At 56.6% G+C, this 21,639-nt stretch carries 19 protein-coding genes; 9 read left to right on the top strand and 10 right to left on the bottom strand.

The window, feature by feature from the left end:
• Positions 1-108: 108 nt before the first annotated feature.
• Both thyA and lgt read right to left on the bottom strand, forming a co-directional pair.
• The gene (gene thyA / locus KGA69_RS11010) at positions 109-903 is read right to left on the bottom strand and encodes a thymidylate synthase (RefSeq protein WP_045398131.1); all 795 of its coding nucleotides are present in this window, start codon (positions 901-903) and stop codon (positions 109-111) included.
• Positions 904-909: 6 nt separating this feature from the next.
• Entirely contained in the window at positions 910-1,785 is an 876-nt protein-coding gene (gene lgt / locus KGA69_RS11005; protein WP_015369928.1) for a prolipoprotein diacylglyceryl transferase, read from the bottom strand.
• A 233-nt stretch (positions 1,786-2,018) separates the two neighbouring features.
• Between lgt and KGA69_RS11000 the strand changes: the two genes are divergently transcribed.
• A complete protein-coding gene (locus tag KGA69_RS11000) occupies positions 2,019-3,044 on the top strand; it encodes an IS110 family RNA-guided transposase (RefSeq protein ID WP_045398393.1) in 1,026 nt (341 codons plus the stop codon).
• A 564-nt stretch (positions 3,045-3,608) separates the two neighbouring features.
• Here the strand turns inward: KGA69_RS11000 and ptsP are convergent.
• A complete protein-coding gene (gene ptsP, locus KGA69_RS10995; protein WP_015369927.1) occupies positions 3,609-5,855 on the bottom strand; it encodes a phosphoenolpyruvate--protein phosphotransferase in 2,247 nt (748 codons plus the stop codon).
• A 12-nt stretch (positions 5,856-5,867) separates the two neighbouring features.
• Positions 5,868-6,398, bottom strand: a complete 531-nt coding sequence (rppH, locus tag KGA69_RS10990) for an RNA pyrophosphohydrolase (RefSeq protein ID WP_015703328.1) — start codon at positions 6,396-6,398, stop codon at positions 5,868-5,870.
• Between the two features lie 453 nt (positions 6,399-6,851).
• Here rppH and KGA69_RS24115 point away from each other — a divergent pair, with 453 nt between their 5' ends.
• The 5 genes from KGA69_RS24115 to KGA69_RS10970 all read left to right on the top strand — a co-directional run bounded on the left by KGA69_RS24115 (position 6,852) and on the right by KGA69_RS10970 (position 10,189).
• Positions 6,852-7,016 (top strand): hypothetical protein, encoded by a 165-nt coding sequence (locus KGA69_RS24115; protein WP_223683768.1) that lies wholly within the window; start codon positions 6,852-6,854, stop codon positions 7,014-7,016.
• A 64-nt stretch (positions 7,017-7,080) separates the two neighbouring features.
• Complete coding sequence (mutH, locus tag KGA69_RS10985) at positions 7,081-7,776, top strand: DNA mismatch repair endonuclease MutH (protein WP_047044200.1); 696 nt, start codon at positions 7,081-7,083, stop codon at positions 7,774-7,776.
• A 63-nt stretch (positions 7,777-7,839) separates the two neighbouring features.
• Positions 7,840-8,553 (top strand): TerC family protein, encoded by a 714-nt coding sequence (locus KGA69_RS10980; protein WP_045396707.1) that lies wholly within the window; start codon positions 7,840-7,842, stop codon positions 8,551-8,553.
• A gap of 123 nt (positions 8,554-8,676) precedes the next feature.
• Positions 8,677-8,895 carry a YgdI/YgdR family lipoprotein gene (locus KGA69_RS10975; RefSeq protein WP_004867116.1) on the top strand — a complete coding sequence of 73 codons (219 nt, stop codon included), beginning with the start codon at positions 8,677-8,679 and terminating at the stop codon, positions 8,893-8,895.
• A 253-nt stretch (positions 8,896-9,148) separates the two neighbouring features.
• Complete coding sequence (locus KGA69_RS10970; RefSeq protein ID WP_045396704.1) at positions 9,149-10,189, top strand: NADP(H)-dependent aldo-keto reductase; 1,041 nt, start codon at positions 9,149-9,151, stop codon at positions 10,187-10,189.
• A 382-nt stretch (positions 10,190-10,571) separates the two neighbouring features.
• On the opposite strand, the gene lplT is transcribed toward KGA69_RS10970, so the two are convergent.
• The gene (gene lplT, locus KGA69_RS10965; protein WP_045396702.1) at positions 10,572-11,765 is read right to left on the bottom strand and encodes a lysophospholipid transporter LplT; all 1,194 of its coding nucleotides are present in this window, start codon (positions 11,763-11,765) and stop codon (positions 10,572-10,574) included.
• Positions 11,758-13,917 carry a bifunctional acyl-ACP--phospholipid O-acyltransferase/long-chain-fatty-acid--ACP ligase gene (gene aas, locus KGA69_RS10960; RefSeq protein WP_045396698.1) on the bottom strand — a complete coding sequence of 720 codons (2,160 nt, stop codon included), beginning with the start codon at positions 13,915-13,917 and terminating at the stop codon, positions 11,758-11,760. Before aas ends, lplT begins: the two co-directional genes overlap by 8 nt.
• A 621-nt stretch (positions 13,918-14,538) precedes the next feature.
• On the opposite strand from aas, the gene galR reads away from it, so the two are divergent.
• Positions 14,539-15,555 (top strand): HTH-type transcriptional regulator GalR, encoded by a 1,017-nt coding sequence (galR, locus tag KGA69_RS10955; RefSeq protein WP_045396693.1) that lies wholly within the window; start codon positions 14,539-14,541, stop codon positions 15,553-15,555.
• Here the strand turns inward: galR and KGA69_RS10950 are convergent.
• Positions 15,516-15,995, bottom strand: a complete 480-nt coding sequence (locus KGA69_RS10950) for a GNAT family N-acetyltransferase (protein WP_213293093.1) — start codon at positions 15,993-15,995, stop codon at positions 15,516-15,518. The genes galR and KGA69_RS10950 overlap by 40 nt on opposite strands.
• 196 nt (positions 15,996-16,191) lie before the next feature.
• Between KGA69_RS10950 and KGA69_RS10945 the strand changes: the two genes are divergently transcribed.
• The gene (locus KGA69_RS10945; RefSeq protein ID WP_161801907.1) at positions 16,192-17,193 is read left to right on the top strand and encodes a LacI family DNA-binding transcriptional regulator; all 1,002 of its coding nucleotides are present in this window, start codon (positions 16,192-16,194) and stop codon (positions 17,191-17,193) included.
• Here the strand turns inward: KGA69_RS10945 and lysA are convergent.
• Positions 17,186-18,448 (bottom strand): diaminopimelate decarboxylase, encoded by a 1,263-nt coding sequence (gene lysA, locus KGA69_RS10940; protein WP_045396674.1) that lies wholly within the window; start codon positions 18,446-18,448, stop codon positions 17,186-17,188. The two genes, KGA69_RS10945 and lysA, sit on opposite strands and share 8 nt — an antisense overlap.
• A 135-nt stretch (positions 18,449-18,583) precedes the next feature.
• Between lysA and KGA69_RS10935 the strand changes: the two genes are divergently transcribed.
• Positions 18,584-19,510 carry a LysR family transcriptional regulator gene (locus KGA69_RS10935; protein ID WP_045396671.1) on the top strand — a complete coding sequence of 309 codons (927 nt, stop codon included), beginning with the start codon at positions 18,584-18,586 and terminating at the stop codon, positions 19,508-19,510.
• On the opposite strand, the gene KGA69_RS10930 is transcribed toward KGA69_RS10935, so the two are convergent.
• A complete protein-coding gene (locus tag KGA69_RS10930; protein ID WP_045396669.1) occupies positions 19,497-20,189 on the bottom strand; it encodes an aspartate/glutamate racemase in 693 nt (230 codons plus the stop codon). The two genes, KGA69_RS10935 and KGA69_RS10930, sit on opposite strands and share 14 nt — an antisense overlap.
• 79 nt (positions 20,190-20,268) lie before the next feature.
• Positions 20,269-21,624: a carbohydrate porin gene (locus KGA69_RS10925; protein ID WP_045396665.1), complete on the bottom strand. Its 1,356-nt coding sequence runs from the start codon at positions 21,622-21,624 to the stop codon at positions 20,269-20,271.
• Positions 21,625-21,639 lie beyond the last annotated feature (15 nt).

Genomic DNA, 21,639 nt, shown 5'->3' with positions numbered 1-21,639 from the left:
TTGGCGGTTGCAGGATGTTGAACGACGGCAGGAATCCGGCTCGCAAAATTTTGCGGAGGGCAAAAAAACCGGCGCTGGTGGCGCCGGTTTGTCATCACTACAGAGACATTAAATCGCCACAGGCGCTTTAATTCCCGGATGCGGGTCATAACCTTCAATTTCGAAGTCTTCAAAACGGTAGTCGAAAATCGACGCCGGTTTGCGTTTTATGACCAGCTTCGGCAGCGGACGCGGTTCGCGGCTCAGCTGCAGGTTAGTCTGCTCCAGGTGATTGCTGTACAGGTGAGTGTCGCCGCCGGTCCAGACAAAGTCGCCCACTTGCAGATCGCACTGCTGCGCCACCATATGCACCAGCAGCGCATAGCTGGCGATGTTGAACGGCAGGCCGAGGAACACGTCGCAGGAGCGCTGATACAACTGGCAGGAGAGCTTGCCGTCGGCGACGTAGAACTGGAAGAACGCGTGGCACGGCGCCAGCGCCATTTTATCCAGCTCGCCGACGTTCCACGCCGACACGATGATGCGGCGGGAATCCGGGTCATTTTTCAGCTGTTCCATGACCGTGCCGATCTGGTCGATATGGCGGCCGTCCGGCGCAGGCCAGGAACGCCACTGTTTGCCGTAGACCGGCCCCAGATCGCCATTCTCATCCGCCCACTCGTCCCAGATGGTGACGTTATTTTCGTGCAGATAGGCAATGTTGGTGTCGCCCTGCAGGAACCACAGCAGTTCATGGATGATGGAGCGTAAATGACAGCGCTTGGTGGTCACCAGCGGGAAGCCTTCCTGCAGGTTAAAACGCATCTGATGGCCGAAGATAGAGATCGTGCCAGTGCCGGTGCGGTCATTTTTTGGCGTGCCCTCGGCGAGCACTTTCTGCATCAAATCAAGATACTGTTTCATGGTTCCTCAAGAGTTTTGTTGCTGCGGACGGTGACGATAAGCCCAAACCATCATAATGATACCCGCAAGCACCATCGGGATCGAAAGAATCTGCCCCATGCTGATGTACTGCACCCAGCCGCCGGTAAACTGCGCGTCCGGCTGGCGGAAGAATTCCACAATAATGCGGAACAGGCCGTAGCCAATCAGGAACAGGCCGGAAACGGAACCGGTCGGGCGCGGTTTACGGATAAACAGATTCAGGATCAGGAACAGCACCACGCCTTCCAGCGCCAGCTCATAAAGCTGCGAGGCATGACGCGGCAGCGCGCCGTAGGTATCGAATAATGATTGCCATTCCGGATGCGACGGCAGCAGCGCCAGGTCCTCAGCGCGCGAGCCCGGGAAAATCATCGCGTAGTGGAAGTTCGGGTCAACGCGGCCCCACAGCTCGCCATTGATAAAGTTGCCCAGACGCCCGGCGCCGAGGCCAAACGGGATCAGCGGCGCGATGAAGTCGGAAACCTGGAAGAAGGTGCGCTTGGTGCGTTTGGCGAAGATAATCATCACCAGAATCACGCCGATCAGGCCGCCGTGGAACGACATGCCGCCATCCCAGACGCGGAACAGATATAGCGGATCGCTAAGGAAGACCGGCAGGTTGTAGAACATCACATAGCCGATACGGCCGCCGAGGAATACGCCGAGGAAGCCCGCGTAGAGCAGGTTTTCCACTTCATTTTTCGTCCAGCCGCTGCCCGGACGATTAGCCCGACGGGTGGCCAGCCACATCGCAAAGACGAAACCAACCAGGTACATTAAGCCGTACCAGTGGAGAGAGACCGGTCCAATGGAAAATATTACCGGATCGAACTCCGGAAAATGCAGGTAGCCACTATTCATCTGTCACCATAAAGACTTGTTATTCCGCCGAAAGTGGACAGCGGTGATGATCCGTGCCCGCATAAAACGGGCACTCCGAAGGAGGCGAATGATAGCATAAGCATGTAGTGCGATCCGCGCCGAACGTGTAAAAGATATGTATACGGATAATGAGATGGACGCTCCAGATTTTACGGTATCAAAGTACCAGACTGGATCGTTGCAATACGTCCTAAAAAATGAGGAGCGTCCACATGAAAGTATCAACTCTTGGTATCGACCTGGCAAAGAACGTTTTTCAGCTTCATGGCGTCGATCACGAAGGTCATACTATTTTGCGTAAAAAGCTCACCCGGGCTAAGTTTGTTCAATTTGTTATTCAACTGGAGCCTTGTCTGATTGGCATGGAAGCCTGCTCATCCAGTCATCATTTCGCGCGACTATTCACCCGCTATGGTCATGAGGTAAAACTCATCCCTCCGCAGTATGTAAAGCCTTATGTGAAAACGAACAAGACGGATGCAGCAGACGCTGAAGCTATCTGCGAAGCGGTCACCCGCCCGAATATGCGTTTTGTACAGATAAAAACCGAAGAGCAGCAGGCCGTTTTAGCGTTACACACTGAACGGGGAATACTTATCCGTGAGCGGATCGCCTGTTCCAATAGTTTAAGAGCCACACTTGCTGAGTTTGGTATTACGATTGCGGCCGGACAAAGCCATTTAACCCATGAGCTGCCAGCCATTCTGGAGGACGACGAAAATGGTTTATCTCCCTTCGTCAGAACCAGCATCTACAGACAGTCTAAACATATCCGGGAACTTGAGGAGCAAGTTAAACAGGTAGAACAAGCTCTGGCCTCCTGGTACAGAACGCAGGAAGCCTGCCAGAGAATGGCCAAAATCCCGGGGGTTGGTATGTTAACGGCCACTTATGTGATAGCGGCAGTGGGTAATGCCCGACAATTCAGTACTGCAAAGCAGTTCGCTTCATGGCTGGGGCTGACACCAAAGGAACATTCCAGCGGCGGGAAACAGCAACTGGGAGGGATCAGCAAACGTGGAGATGGATATTTCCGATACCTGCTGGTTCACGGCGCACGCGCACTTACCGCCTGGGTCAACCGGAACGGCGCGGTTGAGAAGAATGCCTGGCTTCAGGGACTACTTGAGCGGAAGCACTGCAATGTAGCTGTTGTCGCCATGGCGGCAAAAACAGCCAGGATCATGTGGTCAATGTTGACACACAATACTGAATATCAGCCTCGCCAGCTCGCCTGACACAAGGTCAGTCAATCTGACGAGGTGCTGAAAAAGAGTTAACGTCCTGGTAGGTGCAGGTGACTTCAGAAGATGGCAAAACAGGTAAGACCGCAGGCAGGATACACCGAGAGGTAGCAAGGGCAAGTCAGCTCGCACAGGATGATTGGTACCTGCCTGGCGGATTTCATCATGGTTCGGGATAAAGAAATCCCATCAGAAACCGGATATATGGCTGCACCTACCCGTTTTATTACTGAACTGAAGAAAGCATTGCATTCCGGGAGCGTCCATATATGCTAACAGAGTGCGGTTTTTCCCGGGCTCACTACTCGCGGTGCCGTTTTTTGTCGGGTGGCGGCTTACGCCTTACCCGACCTACGGTCCGTGCCATTGCGAGCTTAAGATCTCTACCTTGTCCCCATGGCTACTGAAACTGCCGGTGTTGGTGGCCTCAAAATCCCCCGGTGGCGCTGCCGCTTACCGGGGCTACAGCACGATGCGATTTGGTAGCCCGGAGAAGGCGCAACGCGCCGCGTCCGGGAAAAACCATTAAAAAGTTGCAAACCGATAACAGTATCTACGTTACCGTCCGCCGCGGATCAGGCCGCCGAGACCGCGGCGTTCCATAAACGCCGCCACCTGGTGGCGCACTTCGGTGGTCATCTGCGCTTCCAGACTGCGCCGTGACAGCTCCTGCGCTTCTTCGATATCGATACGGCGCAGCAGATATTTCACGCGCGCGACCGAACGGCCGTTCATCGACAAATGGCGATAACCGAGGCCCACCAGGATGGTGACGCACATCGGGTCGCCGGCCATTTCACCGCACAGGCGCAGATCGATGCCAAAACGCTCGGCATCATGGGCGATCATCGCCAGCGCCCGCAATACAGCAGGATGCAGGCAGTCGTACATATTGGCGACGCGGGTATTGTTGCGGTCGACCGCGAGGATGTATTGCGTCAGGTCGTTAGTGCCGACCGAGATGAAGTCGATGCGGTTCGCCAACTGCGGCAGCATAAAGACCATTGACGGCACTTCCAGCATCACCCCGAGGCGCGGGCGGGGAATCGCATAGCCAATCATCTCTTCGACTTCACGGCTGGCGCGCTCAATCAGGCGGCGGGCTTCATCAACTTCTTCGAGGCTGGTGACCATCGGCAGCAGTATGCTGAGGTTGCCGGTGGCGGCATTGGCGCGCAGCATGGCGCGCACCTGGATCAAGAAGATCTCCGGCTGATCGAGCGTAATACGGATCCCGCGCCAGCCAAGGCACGGGTTCTCTTCGCTAATCGGCATATACGGCAGTTGCTTATCAGCGCCGATATCCAGCGTACGCAGGGTCACGGGCTTGCTGTTAAACATCTGCAGCATGCCCTGATACTGGGCGACCTGCTCCTCTTCGGAGGGGAAGCCGCTCTGTAACATAAACGGAATTTCGGTGCGGTAAAGCCCGATACCATCGATAAAGCTGCCGAGCTTCTCTTCATGCTCCGGGCTCAGACCGGCGTTGAGCATCACTTTTACCCGCTCGCCGCTTTTCAGCTCGGAAGCGCGTTCGAGATCGTCTTCCGCCAGCCGGCTCAGCTCGTTCTCTTCGCTGATTAACCGCTGATACTCCTGTAGCAGCACCGGTTCGGGATCGACCAATAGATCGCCGCGGTAACCATCAACGATCAGCATATGGCCATGCAGCAGCGACGGCTGAATATCGGCGCCCATCACCGTCGGGATGCCCAGCGCGCGAACCATGATCGCCGCGTGGGAGTTGGCCGCGCCGTCGCGCACCACCACCCCGACTAAGCGGTCCTGCGGCACTTCCGCAAGCGTGGTAGCCGACAGTTCGTCGGCCACCAGGATAATGCGCTCAGGCCAGGTATTCGGCCCCTGGGTGGTGTCGTCGAGATGGAACAACAGCCGCTGCCCGAGAGTACGTAAATCCCCCGCCCGCTCTTTCAGATAGCCATCGCTGAGCGCGGCAAACTGCTCGGCAAATTTTTCAATGACCTTTTTCACCGCCCATTCGGCGACGGAGCCTTTGTCGACTTCATCGAATAGCTCACGGCGCAGGCGCGCATCGGATAGCAGGTGCGAATAGAGGTCAAAAATAGCCGCCGTCTCTTTTTGCGCCCCGGCGGCGTAGCGTTTGCTGTAGCGACGAAACTCATTCGCCGCTTCTTCCAGCGCGCCGGTGAGACGTTCGCGCTCGGAAGCGGTATCCAGCGTCGAGGCCTCGTAGACCTGCTCCATCAATGGCAGGCTGGCATCCATCCAGCCTTCGGCAATCGCTACCCCGGATGATGCCGGCAGCGCGCGGATGCGGGTCTGTCGATACTGCCCAAACAGCGCATTCAGCTGCGATTGGGAGAGAATCGCCGCCATCTGGGTGGCGAGGGTGACAAGGAAGGACTCTTCGCTTTCATCGAACTGGCGCAGCTCACGCTGCTGGACTACCAGCACACCCAGCAGCTGACGCCGCTGGATGATCGGCACGCCAAGGAAGGCGCGGAAACGCTCCTCCTTCACCGCCGGGATGTATTTAAAGCTGGGATGCTTTTGCGCATCGGCCAGGTTGATCGGCTCGGCCAGTCGCCCCACCAGACCCACCAGACCTTCATCAAATGCGAGTGCGACCGTACGTCCGCGAGGTTTTTTCAGCCCGCGCGTGGCCATCAGGTAATAGCAGCGTCGATCGTTGTCAGCCAGATAAACCGAACAAACTTCCGTTTCCATCGCTTTACAGACATCCGTCACCAGGATATCCAGCGCCTCATTTAAACGCGGCGCGCTGGCGACCTTCTCGACTATTTCTCGCAACCGAGTGAGCATAATGTGCGTGGCTTAACCTCTTTTACGTCGATAAGCAGGCGCGCTTTGCGGCTTTGGTGTGGTTTCAGCAAGCGACATGGTGACGCCCGCGAACTCTTTCATCACCCGGCGGTAAACGTCGCGCTTAAACGACACCACCTGACGAACCGGGTACCAGTAACTTACCCATCGCCAGCCATCAAACTCAGGTGTACTGCTGGTTTGCATATTAATAGCCGTATCGCTGCCGACCAGTTGTAGAAGAAACCACTTCTGCTTCTGACCGATACAAACCGGCTTTGTGTCCCAACGCACCAAACGTTTAGGCAGCTTGTAACGCAGCCAGTTACGGGTTGAGGCCAGGATCCGCACATCTTTGCGGCTTAACCCAACCTCTTCGAACAATTCCCGATACATTGCCTGCTCGGCGGACTCGCCTGGATTAATGCCCCCTTGCGGGAACTGCCACGAGTGCTGACCATAGCGCCGGGCCCACATCACCTGGCCCTGGCGGTTACAGATTACAATGCCGACATTTGGGCGGTAGCCATCGTCATCAATCACCGGACTACCTCAAAATAAGCTTCAATGTGAATGATTGTTTCACACTCGTTGGAAACGGTAAACCACTCTCTGTGTGGCGTGATAACGAATAACATTTGAATAACTCACAGTAATCACCAGAGTTATAAACAGTGAACACCATCCCCGGGCCATTTTATTCACTTTTTCTGTGGATAGAGTTGTGAAGAAGTACGGAATTAACCAGGGAAAACCCAGAGTAGTCCGAACGACGTAGAGATAGGGCTTTTTAATAATGACATATTATTCATTCAGTTATCATAGTTCACGCCAACAAATTACAGCATAACGTGATGATCATCACATATGCGATCCGGTAACTGATGAAAGATCGAACAATGCCGCTTTTATCCACAGATAAAGCACACTCGTCGGGCACATTTTGTCTAAAAATTCGATTTTCGTCGCACGTCAAGGCTGTAAATCGAACCAGTAGTGAGGCTTTTCCCCAGTTATCCCATTTTTCTGTGGATAACATGGTGTAAGATCCTGTTCATTGTCAGTGACCAGTTCTGGAAAACCCGTTTTCACTGTTTTCACAAGCGGAAAAACGGAACAAAAAACATATATAAATCATCACATTGGTATAGTTACCCATAAAAAGGTAAACTCTATCCACAACGCACGAAAATAGCGCTCACTTTTTAACCAGAGGTTTTCCATCATGTCAGCCATCGCTCCGCTTACCGCTCCGCCGCAAAGTCAGGAGCAACTTCTTGCTCAGGCCCAGCGGCTGGCGGGTTATTCACTGGGTGAACTGGCGGCGCTGGCGGGGATCCCCATTCCCCGCGATTTGAAACGCGACAAAGGCTGGATTGGCATCCTGCTGGAGATTTGGCTGGGCGCCAGCGCCGGAAGCAAACCCGAGCAGGATTTCGCCGCCTTAGGCGTGGAGCTGAAAACTATCCCCATCGACCGCCAGGGGCGTCCGCTGGAGACCACGTTTGTTTGCGTGGCGCCGCTAACCGGCAATAGCGGCGTGACCTGGGAAAGCAGCCACGTGCGGCATAAGCTACAGCGCGTGCTGTGGATCCCGGTAGAAGGCGAACGCGAGATCCCGCTCGCGGAACGCCGCGTCGGCGCGCCGCTATTGTGGACGCCAGACGAGGAAGAAGATCGCCAGCTACGCATGGATTGGGAAGAGTTGATGGATCTTATCGTGCTTGGCCAGGTTGAACGAATCACCGCCCGCCACGGCGAGGTGCTGCAACTACGCCCAAAGGCGGCCAACAGCAAGGCGCTAACGGAAGCGATCGGCGCCCACGGCGAGCCGATCCTCACCCTGCCGCGCGGCTTTTATCTGAAAAAGAACTTCACCGCCGCGCTGCTGGCGCGTCATTTTCTATTAGGTCATGAATAATTTTTTGTTCTGCCATAACGCCTGCATATAATTACCACTTTATTTTTTGCAGGACTTTGAACAATGTTATTTGCATGGATAACCGATCCTAACGCCTGGCTGGCGCTCGGCACGCTGACGCTGCTGGAGATCGTTCTCGGGATCGATAATATTATTTTTCTCTCTCTGGTTGTTGCTAAGCTTCCCACCGCCCAACGCGCCCATGCGCGGCGCATCGGGTTAATGGGAGCCATGCTGATGCGTCTCGGCCTGCTGGCGTCTATCGCCTGGGTCGTTAAGCTCACCAACCCGCTCTTCACCGTATTTGGTCAGGAGATCTCGTTTCGCGACCTGATTCTGTTACTCGGCGGCCTGTTCCTGATCTGGAAAGCGAGTAAAGAGATCCACGAATCGATTGAAGGCGAGGAAGAAGGTCTTAAAACCAACGTCCACTCCTTCTTTGGCGCCATCGTGCAGATCATGCTGTTGGATATCATCTTCAGCCTTGATTCAGTCATTACCGCCGTCGGCCTCTCCGATCATCTGTTTATTATGATGGCCGCGGTGGTGATTGCGGTTGGAGTGATGATGTTTGCCGCACGTCCGATCGGCGACTTCGTTGACCGTCATCCGTCGGTCAAAATGTTGGCGTTGTCGTTTCTGATCCTCGTCGGCTTCACGCTGATGCTGGAGAGCTTCGATGTGCATGTCCCGAAAGGCTACATCTACTTCGCGATGTTCTTCTCTATTGCAGTCGAAACCCTCAACCTGATGCGCAATAAGAAAAACCCGCTGTAAGCCACAAAATTGCAGTCCGGAAGCGGGCTGCAATCCTTTTTAAGACTTTACTGCTTTTTATGTCTCACAAATCAGGCTATTAATATACTGGTACGAGGTGCGGCCATAAGAGAGGTAATGACGATGAAAAAATGGGCAGTATTGATTTCCGCCGTAGGACTGGCGTTCTCGGTTTCCGGTTGCAGCAGCGATTATGTCATGGCGACAAAAGACGGACGTATGATTCTTACCGACGGTAAACCGGCGGTTGACGATGACACCGGTTTGATAAGCTACGAAGATCAGCAAGGCAATAAAATGCAGATCAACCGCGACGACGTGTCACAAATTATTAAGCGTTAAGCTTTTTCGTCGGTTAACAGCATAATTACCGACAATCACAGCTACAGAAAAGAGTCGGGATCCCCCTGCTATATCCCCAGGGCAGCCCCCTTCAGGATCTCCAGACCCGGCTTTTTTGATATTTTCCCTTTCTCTTTTTCTCTCCCTCTGCCATGTTGTTATTCCCATCAGCCTGCAAGCGCTTTGAAGTTTGTGGGGAGATAGTTTTGTCGGGAAACTCCTGACCTTGTTGATAAAAATAAGGAAGCCGGCTATGCAGTATCACCGTATCCCACACAGTTCTCTTGAAATCAGCACGCTGGGGCTGGGCACAATGACCTTTGGTGAGCAAAATAGCGAGGCCGACGCTCATGAACAGCTCGACTACGCCGTAAGTCAGGGAATCAACCTGATTGATGTCGCCGAAATGTATCCTGTCCCGCCGCGCCCGGAAACCCAGGGGCTGACCGAAACCTACGTCGGCAACTGGCTGGCGAAACGCGGCAACCGCGAAAAGCTGGTTATCGCCTCTAAAGTCAGCGGCCCGGCGCGCAATAACGACAGCAGCATTCGCCCGAACCACGCGCTGGATCGCAAAAATATTCGCGACGCGCTGCACGACAGCCTGAAGCGTCTGCAAACCGATTATCTCGACCTCTATCAGGTCCACTGGCCGCAGCGCCAGACCAACTGTTTCGGCAAGCTGGGCTATACCTGGAGCGACTCCGCGCCGGTGGTCACCCTGCTCGATACGCTGGAAGCGCTCACCGAATTCCAGCGCGCCGGTAAAATTCGCTATATCGGCGTCTCTAACGAAACCGCCTTTGGCGTCATGCGCTATCTGCATCTGGCCGATAAGCACGACCTGCCGCGCATCGTCACGATTCAAAACCCGTACAGCCTGCTTAACCGCAGCTACGAAGTGGGGCTGGCGGAAGTGAGCCAGTATGAGGGCGTTGAGCTGCTGGCGTATTCATGCCTGGCGTTCGGTACGCTCACCGGTAAGTACCTCAACGGCGCGCAGCCGGCCGGCGCACGCAATACGCTATTCAGCCGCTTTACCCGCTACAGCGGCGAGCAGGCGCAGAAAGCGGTGGCCGCTTATGTGAACATTGCCAAACGCCACAATCTCGATCCGGCGCAAATGGCGCTGGCCTTTGTGCGTCGTCAGCCGTTTGTCGCCAGCACTCTGCTCGGAGCCACGACCATGGAGCAGCTCAAGACCAACGTCGAGAGTTTGCATCTTGAGCTGAGCGAAGAGGTGTTAGCGGAGATTGAAGCGGCGCATAAGGTGTATACCTACCCGGCGCCGTAAGGGAGTAAAGCCCCGGATAGCGGCTGGCGCCTTATCCGGGCTACACCACCAGCGACATTCGGTAGTTCGGCAGCCCGGCTAAGCGTAGCGCAAGCCGCGGGGTGTCCCGGATAGCGGCTGGCACCTTATCCGGGCTACACCACCCGCGACATTCGGTAGTTCGGCAGCCCGGCTAAGCGTAGCGCAAGCGCGGGGTGTCCCGGATAGCGGCTGGCGCCTTATCCGGGCTACACAACCCGCGATATTCGGTAGTTCGGTAGCCCGGCTAAGCGTAGCGCAAGCCGGGGGGAGTCCCGGATAGCGGCTGGCGCCTTATCCGGGCTACACCACCAGCGACATTCGGTAGTTCGGCAGCCCGGCTAAGCGTAGCGCAAGCCGGGGATTATTTACGCCGTCCCCACCACCACAACGCGGCAATGGCTAGCGCAAAGACCGCGCCAAACCCTATCCCCACGCCAACCGGCGGGATCCCAACGCTGACCGCTAGCGAGTACAGCCCCAGCATTAGCAGCATCGCCACGTTTTCACCGAGGTTCTGCACCGCAATGGCGTTGCCTGCGCCAACGGTATGTTTCCCTCGCTCCTGCAGCAGCGCGTTCAGCGGCACGATAAAGAAGCCGCCGCATACACCGAGCAGCAGCAGTAGGCCAAATGCTGGCAGTAGCGACTGCTGCACCGCGAAGACTATCACCGCGACGCCAATCAATATCCCGGCGGGCATACAGCGCGAGACGGTTTCCAGCGTTACCAGCTTCGCCGCTGCGCCTGCGCCAACTACAATCCCGACGGCGACCATCGCATTGAGGTAGGTCGGCATTGCGTTGCTGGTGATCCCAAGCGCCACCGGCACCCAAATCACCAGCAGGAAGCGCAGCGTCACCCCCGCCCCCCAGAACAAACTGGTGCCCATCAATGAAAAACGCGTTTCGCTATTACGCCACAGCGTTTTACAGGCGCTGAAAAAGCTTTGGGTCATCGGCCGGAAACGCCACGACTGTCCAGGACGGGCGGCCGGTAGCTTCGGGATCCACAGGTTAGCGACCACCGCGCCGCCATAAACCAGCGCACAAACGATAAGCGCCGCCAGCACGTGCCAGTCCGCAAGAATGCCGCCCGCCATCGACCCCAGCAGGATCGCCGCAATGGTCGACGACTCCATCAGCCCGTTAGCCTTCACTAACTTATCGCCGGTGGTCAGTTCGCCGAGAATACCGTATTTCGCCGGCGAATAGGCCGCCGCGCCGATCCCCACCAGCGTATAGCCGATAAACGGATTGACGCCAAAGCAAATACACCCGGCGCCGAGCAGCTTCAGTCCGTTAGCGACCATCATTACCCGGCCTTTGGCGAAGCTGTCGGCAAACTGCCCGACAAACGGCGCAAAGAGAATGTAAGCGCCCACAAACAGCATCTGCAATACCGGCTGGCTCCACTCCGGATAGTAGAGCTGCTTCATCAGCGCCAGGGTGGCGAACAGCAGCGCGTTATCGCCGAAGGCCGACAGGAACTGGGCGCAGATCACCGCCATCATCCCTTTCGAGTACAGTGAAGCGTTAGTGTGCACTGACTCACTCATTTGAATGTTCCGCCTCTTCTACCATACCTTTCAGGGTGACAAAGTCTGGCTTGCCGCTGCCCAGTACCGGCAGCTGTTTCAGCCAACGAATATCGCGCGGCACCGCCAGTTCCGGTACGCCATGTTCACGTGCGTAGCGCAGCAGCTTTTCGCGATTGAGTTCATTATCGGTGGTAAACAGCACCAGCGCCTCGCCTTTGCTGGCGTCCTGCTTAATGGCCGTGGCGTGCATTTTGTCCGGCGAGACCGCCAAAGCGACCTGCTCGACCATCTCCAGCGAGACCATTTCGCCGGCGATTTTGGCGAAGCGTTTGGCGCGGCCCTGGATACGCACGTATCCCTGCTCGTCAAAGACGACGATATCGCCGGTATCGTACCAGCCGCTCTCCACTTCACCGTACTGGTTTTCCGCCGTCGGCGCTTCCAGCACGCCGGGGTTTTCTACCCGCAAATAGCCTTTCATGATGTTAGGCCCTTTTAACTGCAGTCGGCCTCCCTGTTCGATGCCGGGCATCGCCAGCAATCGGGCATCCATCCCCGGAAGAATGCGCCCGACGGTGCCGACTTTCGCCGCCATCGGAACGTTGATGGAGACCACCGGCGCGCATTCGGTCACGCCGTAGCCTTCAAGGATGCGCAGGCCGAATTTGTCCTGCCACAGCTGTTTGGTACTGTCCTGCAGTTTTTCCGCCCCTGCCACCACATAGCGCAGACGATAAAAATCATACGGGTTGGCAAAGCGGGCATAGTTGGCGAGGAAGGTTGAGGTGCCGAACAACACGGTACAGTTACGATCGTAGACCAACTCCGGCACCACCCGATAGTGCAGCGGGCTTGGATAGAGAAACACTTCCGCGCCGGTAAACAGCGGCGTCAGCAGGCCGACCGTCAGGCCGAAGGAGTGGAACAGCGGCAGTGCCGACATAAAGCGATCGTTGGCGGTAAAGTCGGCGATGGTTTTAATCTGCTCCACGTTAGCCAGCAGGCTTTTATGGCTATGCACCACCCCTTTTGGATTCCCCTCCGAGCCGGAGGTAAAGAGGATCATCGCCGCATCTTCCGGCTGCTGCTTGACCTGCGCCAGACGCGGCGCCAGCAGATGGCTAAAAATCCACAGCTTGTCGGCGGTAGTGACATCGCCTTTCAGATCTTCCAGAAACACCCAGCGCACCTGAGTCAGCTGCTCCGGCAGGTGCCAGAGCTTGCCCTTATCGAGGAAGGTACGGGAAGTAAAAATGGTTTTGATTTCCGCGGCGGTAATCGCGCTAGTGAGCCCTTTGACGCCGGCGGTATAGTTCATCATTGCCGGGATACGCCCGCGGGCAATCGCGCCGAAAATCACCGCCGCGCTAATACCGGCGTTAGGCAGCATCAGGCCGATTTTCTCGCCCTGCGCGCTGTATTTTTCCAGAATACGCGCGACGAACAGCGTTTTGGTCAACAGTTTACGGTAGGTATCCGGCTGGAAATTAATATCTTCCACGCAGTTTTTGCGCGCGCCAAAGCGGTCCTGCGCCGCCAGTAGCGACTCATACAACGTTTCACGCGGACGCACGGCCATACGCGCTTCCATCATAATCTGGTGCAGCATTTCGCCGGCGATTTTTCGCCGATCGCGGGCGCGCGGCGCTTCCGGCATCGGCAGATGCGTCGGCGGCAGTAAATGGAGCTGAATACGCGGGAACAGGCGGCGTTTTACCAGCCCCTTCAGGCGGCTGAACGGCGTAAGTTCGGCGCCTTCAATTCGCAGCGGCACAATAGTCGCTTTCGACTTCGCCGCCACAAACGCCGCGCCGTCATAGATTTTCATCAGCGAACCGCTCACCGAAATACGCCCTTCCGGGAAGATAACGACCGGACGCCCCTGCTCAATCAGGCGCACCAGATGCTTAATTGACATCGGTTTGGTGGGGTCCAGCGGCACAAAGTCGATAAGCGGCGTCAGCGCCCGCATAAACCAGCGCTGGCTAATCGAGGTATAGACCGCAAACACCGGCCGAACGGGCAGAAAGAGCGCCAGTAAAATACCGTCGAGAAATGAGACATGATTTGGCGTAATTAATACTTTTTCCTGATAAAGCGCCTGAGTGTCTCCGGTCAATCGTACCCGGTACAATCCTTTGAACAGTAATCGAAAAAATCCCAACAGCATAACGACTCCGCGTGGCTGATTTAGTATTCCGAGCAGGTTACATGAGAAGGCGGGGAAAAGCAGTGTGGGGGAAGAAAATTCAGAATAAAAAAAACCTGCGCATCCGCGCAGGTCGGTGCAAGATAATCAGTACGAAGTGCGTACTTAAGAAACTCACCAATCAATACCTCTGGGACCCTGATTGTCGCGTTTTTACCCACGACCGCGCCAGCGCGAAAACGCAAGGGAATGAGCCTAAGTGCAACCAGGTATTGCGATTTTCGCTGTCTGTAACAGGCTGAATGACAGGCAAAAAAAAACCTGCGCATCTGCGCAGGTTGGTGTAATTAAGTGGTCAACGTGACGTTGACTCCACCTATCAATACCTCTGGGATAGCCAGAGTATCAATGCATCACTCAACGAAACCAGCGAACATTCGCAACAGCTAATCGCAAAGTGTAAGCAAAGATGAGAATTCTCTTTTCACCGTTGCATCCCACGCATTGTGCTGTGTAACTTTGTCACCGCTAATCTCTGTCTGCGTCACATTTGTATCAACCAGAATAGCTGTAGCCTTGAATCTGCTGCGCTTTCCCGTAACATAACTATTATGTAAACGCTTACCCTAAAAAAGGTCCGGTATGGCGACAATTAAGGATGTAGCCCGACTCGCTGGAGTGTCCGTCGCTACCGTCTCACGCGTTATCAACAACTCGCCAAAAGCGAGTGAAGCCTCTCGTCAGTCGGTAACGGCGGCGATGGAAACGCTGAACTACCACCCCAACGCCAACGCCCGCGCGCTGGCGCAGCAGTCGACGGAAACCATCGGCCTGGTGGTGGGCGACGTTTCCGATCCCTTCTTCGGCGCGATGGTCAAAGCCGTCGAACAGGTGGCCTACGGCACCGGTAATTTTCTGCTTATCGGCAACGGCTACCACAACGTGCAAAAGGAACGTCAGGCGATTGAACAACTCATTCGCCACCGCTGCGCGGCGCTGGTGGTACACGCTAAAATGATCCCCGACGACGAGCTGGCAGGGCTGATGAAACAGATCCCCGGCATGGTGTTGATCAACCGCATCGTTCCCGGTTTCGAGCAGCGCAGCGTGGCGCTTGACGACCGCTACGGCGCCTGGCTGGCGACCCGCCATCTGATTCAGCAGGGCCACAGCCGCATTGGCTATATTTGCTCCAACCACGCGATTTCCGATGCCGAAGACCGGCTGCAAGGTTACTACGATGCCCTGAAAGAGAGCGGCCTGCCCGTCAATGACCGGCTGGTCACCTTCGCCGAACCTGACGAAAGCGGCGGCGAGCTGGCGATGACCGAGCTGTTAGGCCGCGGCAGAAACTTTACCGCCGTCGCCTGTTACAACGATTCAATGGCCGCCGGCGCAATGGGGGTGCTCAACGACAATGGTATCGAGGTGCCGCAGGAAATTTCGCTGATTGGCTTCGATGACGTACTGATCTCGCGCTACGTGCGTCCCCGCCTGACCACCGTGCGTTATCCGATCGTCACCATGGCGACCCAGGCGGCGGAGCTGGCCCTGGCATTGGCGGAACAGCGCCCGGCGCCGGAAATCACCCACCTCTTCAGCCCGACGCTGGTGCGCCGTCACTCGGTGATAACGCCCGCGGAAGGCGATAAATCGTAGCGGTAGAGGTTCACGGCGGTGGCCGGGTAATCCAGCCCCTCGCCGATATAGCGCCAGCCAAAGCGTTCGTAAAAGTCGCGGCAGGCGGAATAGAGATAAAGCTGTGAATAACCGCACTGGCGGGCATAGTCGATAACGTGCCGCTGCAGCTTACCGGCCAACCCCTGCCCGCGCGCCGTTTCGGCGACAAACAGCGCCGCCATCCAGGGGAACAGATCCTGACGGCTTATCAAATCGCAACGCCACAGCCCTACGGTCCCCAATAGCGCCTCGCCATCGGTGGCAATAAAGGTCAGCGGCAGCGCCCCCGGCGTTTGGCTATGTTCAACAATACTGCTAAAAAACGCCTGCGGTAAGGCATCGTCGGCAAAAGCCTGCCATAGCCACTCCGCCACCTGTGGCGCATGCTGCGGCGCGGCGTACAACGGTTGAATCTGCATTTTTACCCCCTGTGAATCGATGAATTCTAGCGCGCCGCGCCCGCCTGCGCATCATGGGTCGGAAAATGCCTTCAACAGGATTTCCGCAAAAAGCGTGATCGCGATAGTCTTTGCCGTCGTCAGGCTCATATCCCTCTGAATGACTGTGGTAAACTGCGCCCTATCACGGGTTATCAGGAATCGACGAATGGCAACAATGCTGGATGTCTCAATACGCGCAGGCGTCTCGAAAGCGACGGTTTCCCGCGTGTTGAACGGCACAGGTCAGGTAAAAGAGAGTACCCGCCAACAGGTCTTCAAAGCGATGGAAGAGCTGGGCTACCGGCCCAATTTTCTCGCCCGCTCGCTGGCGAATCGCACCAGCAATAGCATTGGCCTGGTGGTATCGACATTCGACGGTTTCTATTTTGGCCGCTTGCTGCAACAGGCGTCGCGTCAAACGGAAGCCTGGGGCAAGCAGCTTATCGTCACCGATGGCCACGATGCGCCCGAGCGGGAAGAAGAAGCGGTGCAAATGTTGGCCGACCGCCAGTGCGACGCCATCGTGCTCTACACCCGCCATATGAGCGAACAGAAAATCATGTCGCTTATCGAGTCCATCGAAACGCCGCTGGTGGTGATTAACCGCGATGTCAGCCAGGCGCGGGAACGCTGCGTGTTCTTCGAACAGCAAGAAGCGGCGTTTCAGGCCGTCGACTATCTGATCTCCCAGGGGCACCGCGATATCGCCTGCCTGACCGTGCCGATGCACACCCCAACGGGTAAAGCGCGCCTGGCGGGCTACCGCAGCGCGCTGGAAAAGCACGGAATTGCGTGGGAACCGGCGCGGGTAAAGTACGGCGATTCGACGATGACCCGCGGTTATGAGCTATGTCGGGAATTATTAGAAGAGAAAACGCCGTTTAGCGCGCTGTTCTCCTGTAACGATGATATGGCGTTGGGGGCCTCGAAAGCGCTGCATCAGGCGGGGCTACGCATTCCGCAGGACGTGTCGCTCTTCGGCTTTGACGACGCACCCAGCGCAAAATGGCTGGAGCCGGGATTATCGACGGTCTACCTGCCGATCGACAATATGATCACCACCGCCATCGACCAGGCGATTAAGCTTGCCAACGAACAGCCGATCGAAACCATCCCGCCGTTCACCGGCACGCTGGTGCTGCGTGAATCGGTGACGACGGGGCCGTTCTTTAAATAAGCTCCAGCGCCAGCAGTTCTTCAATGGTCTGGCGGCGGCGAATCAGGCGCGCGCTGCCGTTATCAAACAGCACTTCCGGCAGCAACGGGCGGCTGTTGTAGTTTGAAGACATCGATGCGCCGTAGGCGCCGGTGTCGTGCAGTACCAGGTAATCCCCTGGCGCGACCGCCGGCAGCAGGCGAGTTTCCACTTTACCGCCCTCCTGCTGGGTAAAGACGTCGCCGGATTCGCACAGCGGCCCAGCGACGACGGTTTCCAGCTGTGGTTCGCCACTCAGGTCGCGCCCGTCCGCCGCCAGCGCGGTAATATGATGATAGCTGCCGTACATGGCCGGGCGCATCAGATCGTTAAAGCCGGCATCGATCAGCACGAAGTGGCGGCTACCCATCTCTTTCACGCTACGCACCTGCGATACCAGCACGCCGGACTCCGCCACCAGGAAACGCCCCGGTTCGATCTCCAGCTTTACCGGATGTCCCAGATGTTTGGCGATCTGCTCGCGCGCGGCATTCCACAGGCCAAAGTAGTGATCGGTATCGATCGCCTCTTCGCCTTCGTGATAGGGGATCGATAAACCGCCGCCGGCGGAGATCGCCTGTAGATCCTGGCCAAACTCCACCACCTGGCGCACCATCGCGCCGCATACTTGCTCAAGATGGCCGTAATCGACGCCGGAGCCAATATGCATATGGATGCCGACCAGCTGCAGCGAATGGCGGCGAATCACCTCCAGCGCCTGCGGCAGTTGGCTGTACCAGATACCGTGTTTGCTGTTTTCGCCGCCGGTATTGGTCTTCTGGCTGTGGCCATGACCAAATCCTGGGTTGACCCGTAGCCAGACGCGGTGGCCCGGCGAGACTTCACCCAGCTGGCTAAGCATATCCACGGATCCGGCATTCACTGGGATCTGTAATGCTTTCACCCGCTCAAGGGTCGCGCGATCGATCAGATCGGCGGTAAAGACGATATCGTCCGGATGCCGCACGGGATCGTAACCTGCCGCCAGCGCGCGTTCGATCTCGCCAAGCGACACCGAATCCACCTTCACGCCCTGCTCGCGCATCAGACGCAGAATATGAATATTGGAGCAGGCCTTCTGCGCAAAACGCACCACGTCAAACTGGCTAAGTTGGGCAATCTGGCGGCGGATAATCTGCGCATCATAGACCCATACCGGGCAGCCAAACTCAGCGGGCAGGCGCAGTAGATTGTCGGCGGTCAGATCGGTATCGGTGGCGTTCAGCGAGCGTGGCATAAGGACTCCGGTGCGTGCATGTGTTTGTCGATGTTTTTTCGATTACGCCACAGCGTGAAGAGAATAAAAAATATCGTTTTGTCGCGAGTCTATGCAAAAATGATATGGCTATCTGATGCTAACCTGGAGCCGCCCATGCCAGCCGTCAACTTACGCCATATCGAGATTTTCCACGCGGTGATGACCACCGGCAACCTGACCGAAGCGGCGCGGATGCTGCACACCTCGCAGCCGACGGTCAGCCGTGAGCTGGCGCGTTTTGAGAAAGTACTCGGCTTAAAGCTGTTTGAGCGCGCCCGCGGCCGTCTGCAGCCGACGGTGCAAGGGCTGCGACTGTTTGAAGAAGTACAGCGTTCATGGTACGGGCTGGATCGCATCGTTAGCGCCGCGGAAAGCCTGCGCGAATTCCGCCAGGGGGAGCTGTCAGTAGCCTGTCTGCCGGTCTTTTCGCAGTCATTTCTGCCGCTGCTGCTGCAGCCGTTCCTCGCGCGCTATCCGGACGTCAGCCTGCAGATCGTGCCGCAGGAGTCGCCGCTGCTGGAGGAGTGGCTATCCGCCCAGCGCCACGATTTAGGGTTAACGGAAACGCTGCATACGCCGGCCGGCACCGAGCGCACGCCGCTGCTGACCTTAAATGAGGTCTGCGTCCTGCCGCTGGATCACCCGCTGGCCGCGAAAACCGAACTCACCCCCGCCGATTTCCACGGCGAAAACTATATCAGCCTGTCGCGCACCGACAGCTATCGTCAGCTGCTTGATGCGCTGTTTATGGAGCACCAGGTCAAACGACGGATGGTGGTTGAAACCCACAGCGCGGCGTCGATCTGCGCGCTGGTGCGCGCCGGAGCGGGCATTTCGGTGGTCAACCCGCTCACCGCCCTCGACTACGCTGAGAGCGGCGTGGTGGTGCGGCGCTTCAGCGTCGACGTGCCCTTTACCGTCAGCCTAATCCGCCCGCTACATCGCCCCGGTTCCGCGCTGGTCGACGCCTTTGTTCAGCATCTGCAAACCAGCCTGCCGCGTATCGAACAGCCGCTGGCAGCGGTACTTAAGAGAGCATAAATTCCACCGCGTCGGCGGCATGGATCGCCGCGGTATCAAATACCGGCAGCGGGCTACTCGTTTCCGGTACCAACAGGCCGATTTCGGTGCAGCCGAAGATAACGCCTTCCGCCCCCTGCGCCGCCAGCGCCTCGATGACCTGCAGATAATAGTCGCGCGAGGCGTCGCTAAAGGTGCCGAGGCACAGCTCATCAAAAATAATTTGATTGATGCGCGCCCGATCGTCGGCCTGCGGGATCAGCGTCTCAATGGCAAACTGCTGCTGCAGACGGCCACGATAAAAATCCTGCTCCATGGTGTAGCGGGTGCCCAATAACGCAACCCGACGCTGGCCTTTAGCGCTGATCGCCCGCCCGGTGGCGTCGGCGATATGCAGGAACGGCACTTCGCAGCGGGCTTCAATCGCCTCAGCCACCTTATGCATGGTGTTGGTGCACAGCACGATGCCCTCGGCGCCGGCCTGCTGTAGCCCCAGCGCCGCCGCGGCGAGGATCTCGCCGGCGCGCTCCCACTCCCCTGCCGACTGGCAGGCTTCAATCTCATGAAAATCAACGCTATGAAGCAACAGGCTGGCGGAATGCAGGCCGCCGAGCCGCGCTTTAATGCCTTCATTAATTAACCGGTAATAAGGAATGGTGGATTCCCAGCTCATGCCGCCCAGCAGGCCGATGGTTTTCATTATCTGCTCCTTTATGGTTTGCTCCAGTGAAGCAAACCTGCCGATAACTTTCCACTGTTGCTGTTGGGCGGCGCCCACATCAGAAGAAATATTTAAAGCGCACGCGCGCGCCGTAGCGTTCGTCGTCGTTCCCGCTCTGCTGGGCCGACGAATCCAGCCATGAGGCATAGGCGCCGAGATAAATATTAAAGTTCGGCATATCCATGATATTCGGCAGTTGCCAGGAGGCATGGATCGTGTGGATGTCATAGCGGCCCGGCGTCAGAATCGCGCAGTCGCCATCGCACTCGCCGCTGACGCCCGCCATATTAAACTGGTCGATTTTGTTGTGCGCGTAGATATATCCCAGCTCGACGCGATGCCACAGCGCGTTGATACCGGCGCTGAAATCCTCTTCATCCGCCGCATCCAGATAAGCGGTGCTGAGGTTCACCACCATGCCATCCTCGGCATCGGTTTTCAGCGTATTCCAGCTCATGGTCAGTCCGTAGCCGGTACGGTTGGACTGATCGACCCAGCGTCCATGCTGGTTTTGATAGCCATAGGCATTGTTCACCAGGTTGCTCTCAACCGCCGCCGCCACTGACCACGGGCCGGATTGCCAGGCCGCCACCGGCCGCACATAGACCACGTTTTTATGATTTTCGAGCGCGTTGCCGTGATAGTTTTGATCGACGAATAACGAGCTGCCGTCTTCCACCAGCGTGTTGAGCTCAAAGTACCAGTTATCGAGATATTTGCTCAGCAGGAAATTACCGCCGCTGCTGCTACGCCCGCGCCCCTCTTTCATCATGTAGATATAACCGTAACCGTCGCTATAGAGATCGTTGGCGGTATTACCAGAATATTCAATAAACGTATCCTGATTCAGCGGGAACATATCGTAGGCTTCAAAGCGCCCCACTTTTATTTTCCAGTCATTTTCCTGACCAAAGAAAAATACGGCATCATCAAGATTCATTTTCCCGGTCATATCCGCCAGCGGCTGTACGCTAAAGCCGGAATATTTACCATTCGCGCCTTTACGTAAGCCATCGAACCCTAACAAAATACGCCCATTGATATCCCAGCGTTCTTTATCCCCCGGCGCCCAGTTCTTATTCGCGCTGGTTTTTACCGAGGTCAGGCTGCCGGTTCGGCTGGCGCCATCCATATTAAATTCAACATCACCGTAAAATTTTAAATCGACATCTTTATTCACCACCAGCGCGGGCGCGGCAACCGTCGCGGGCGCTGGCGCGCTGCTTTTAGCCGTCGTGCGCTCCTGCTGCTTCAATTCGCGGATTTCCGCCTCGGCGTTTTGCGCCCGCTGCTCGGTGGCTTTTAAGCGCTGCTCCATCTGCGCCAGGCGCTCCTCAAGCGAAAGCGTTGGCTGTGCGCCAGCGGCGGGAATAAATAAAGACGAGATAAGACATCCAACCCAGATTTTATTCATCGTTAGACCCTGCTT

The sequence above is a fragment of the Klebsiella sp. A52 genome, from assembly GCF_018388785.1.
GTDB lineage: Bacteria > Pseudomonadota > Gammaproteobacteria > Enterobacterales > Enterobacteriaceae > Klebsiella > Klebsiella aerogenes.
The sequence above is the reverse complement of the archived record's forward strand: the minus strand, read 5'-3'. Positions and strand labels throughout refer to the sequence as shown.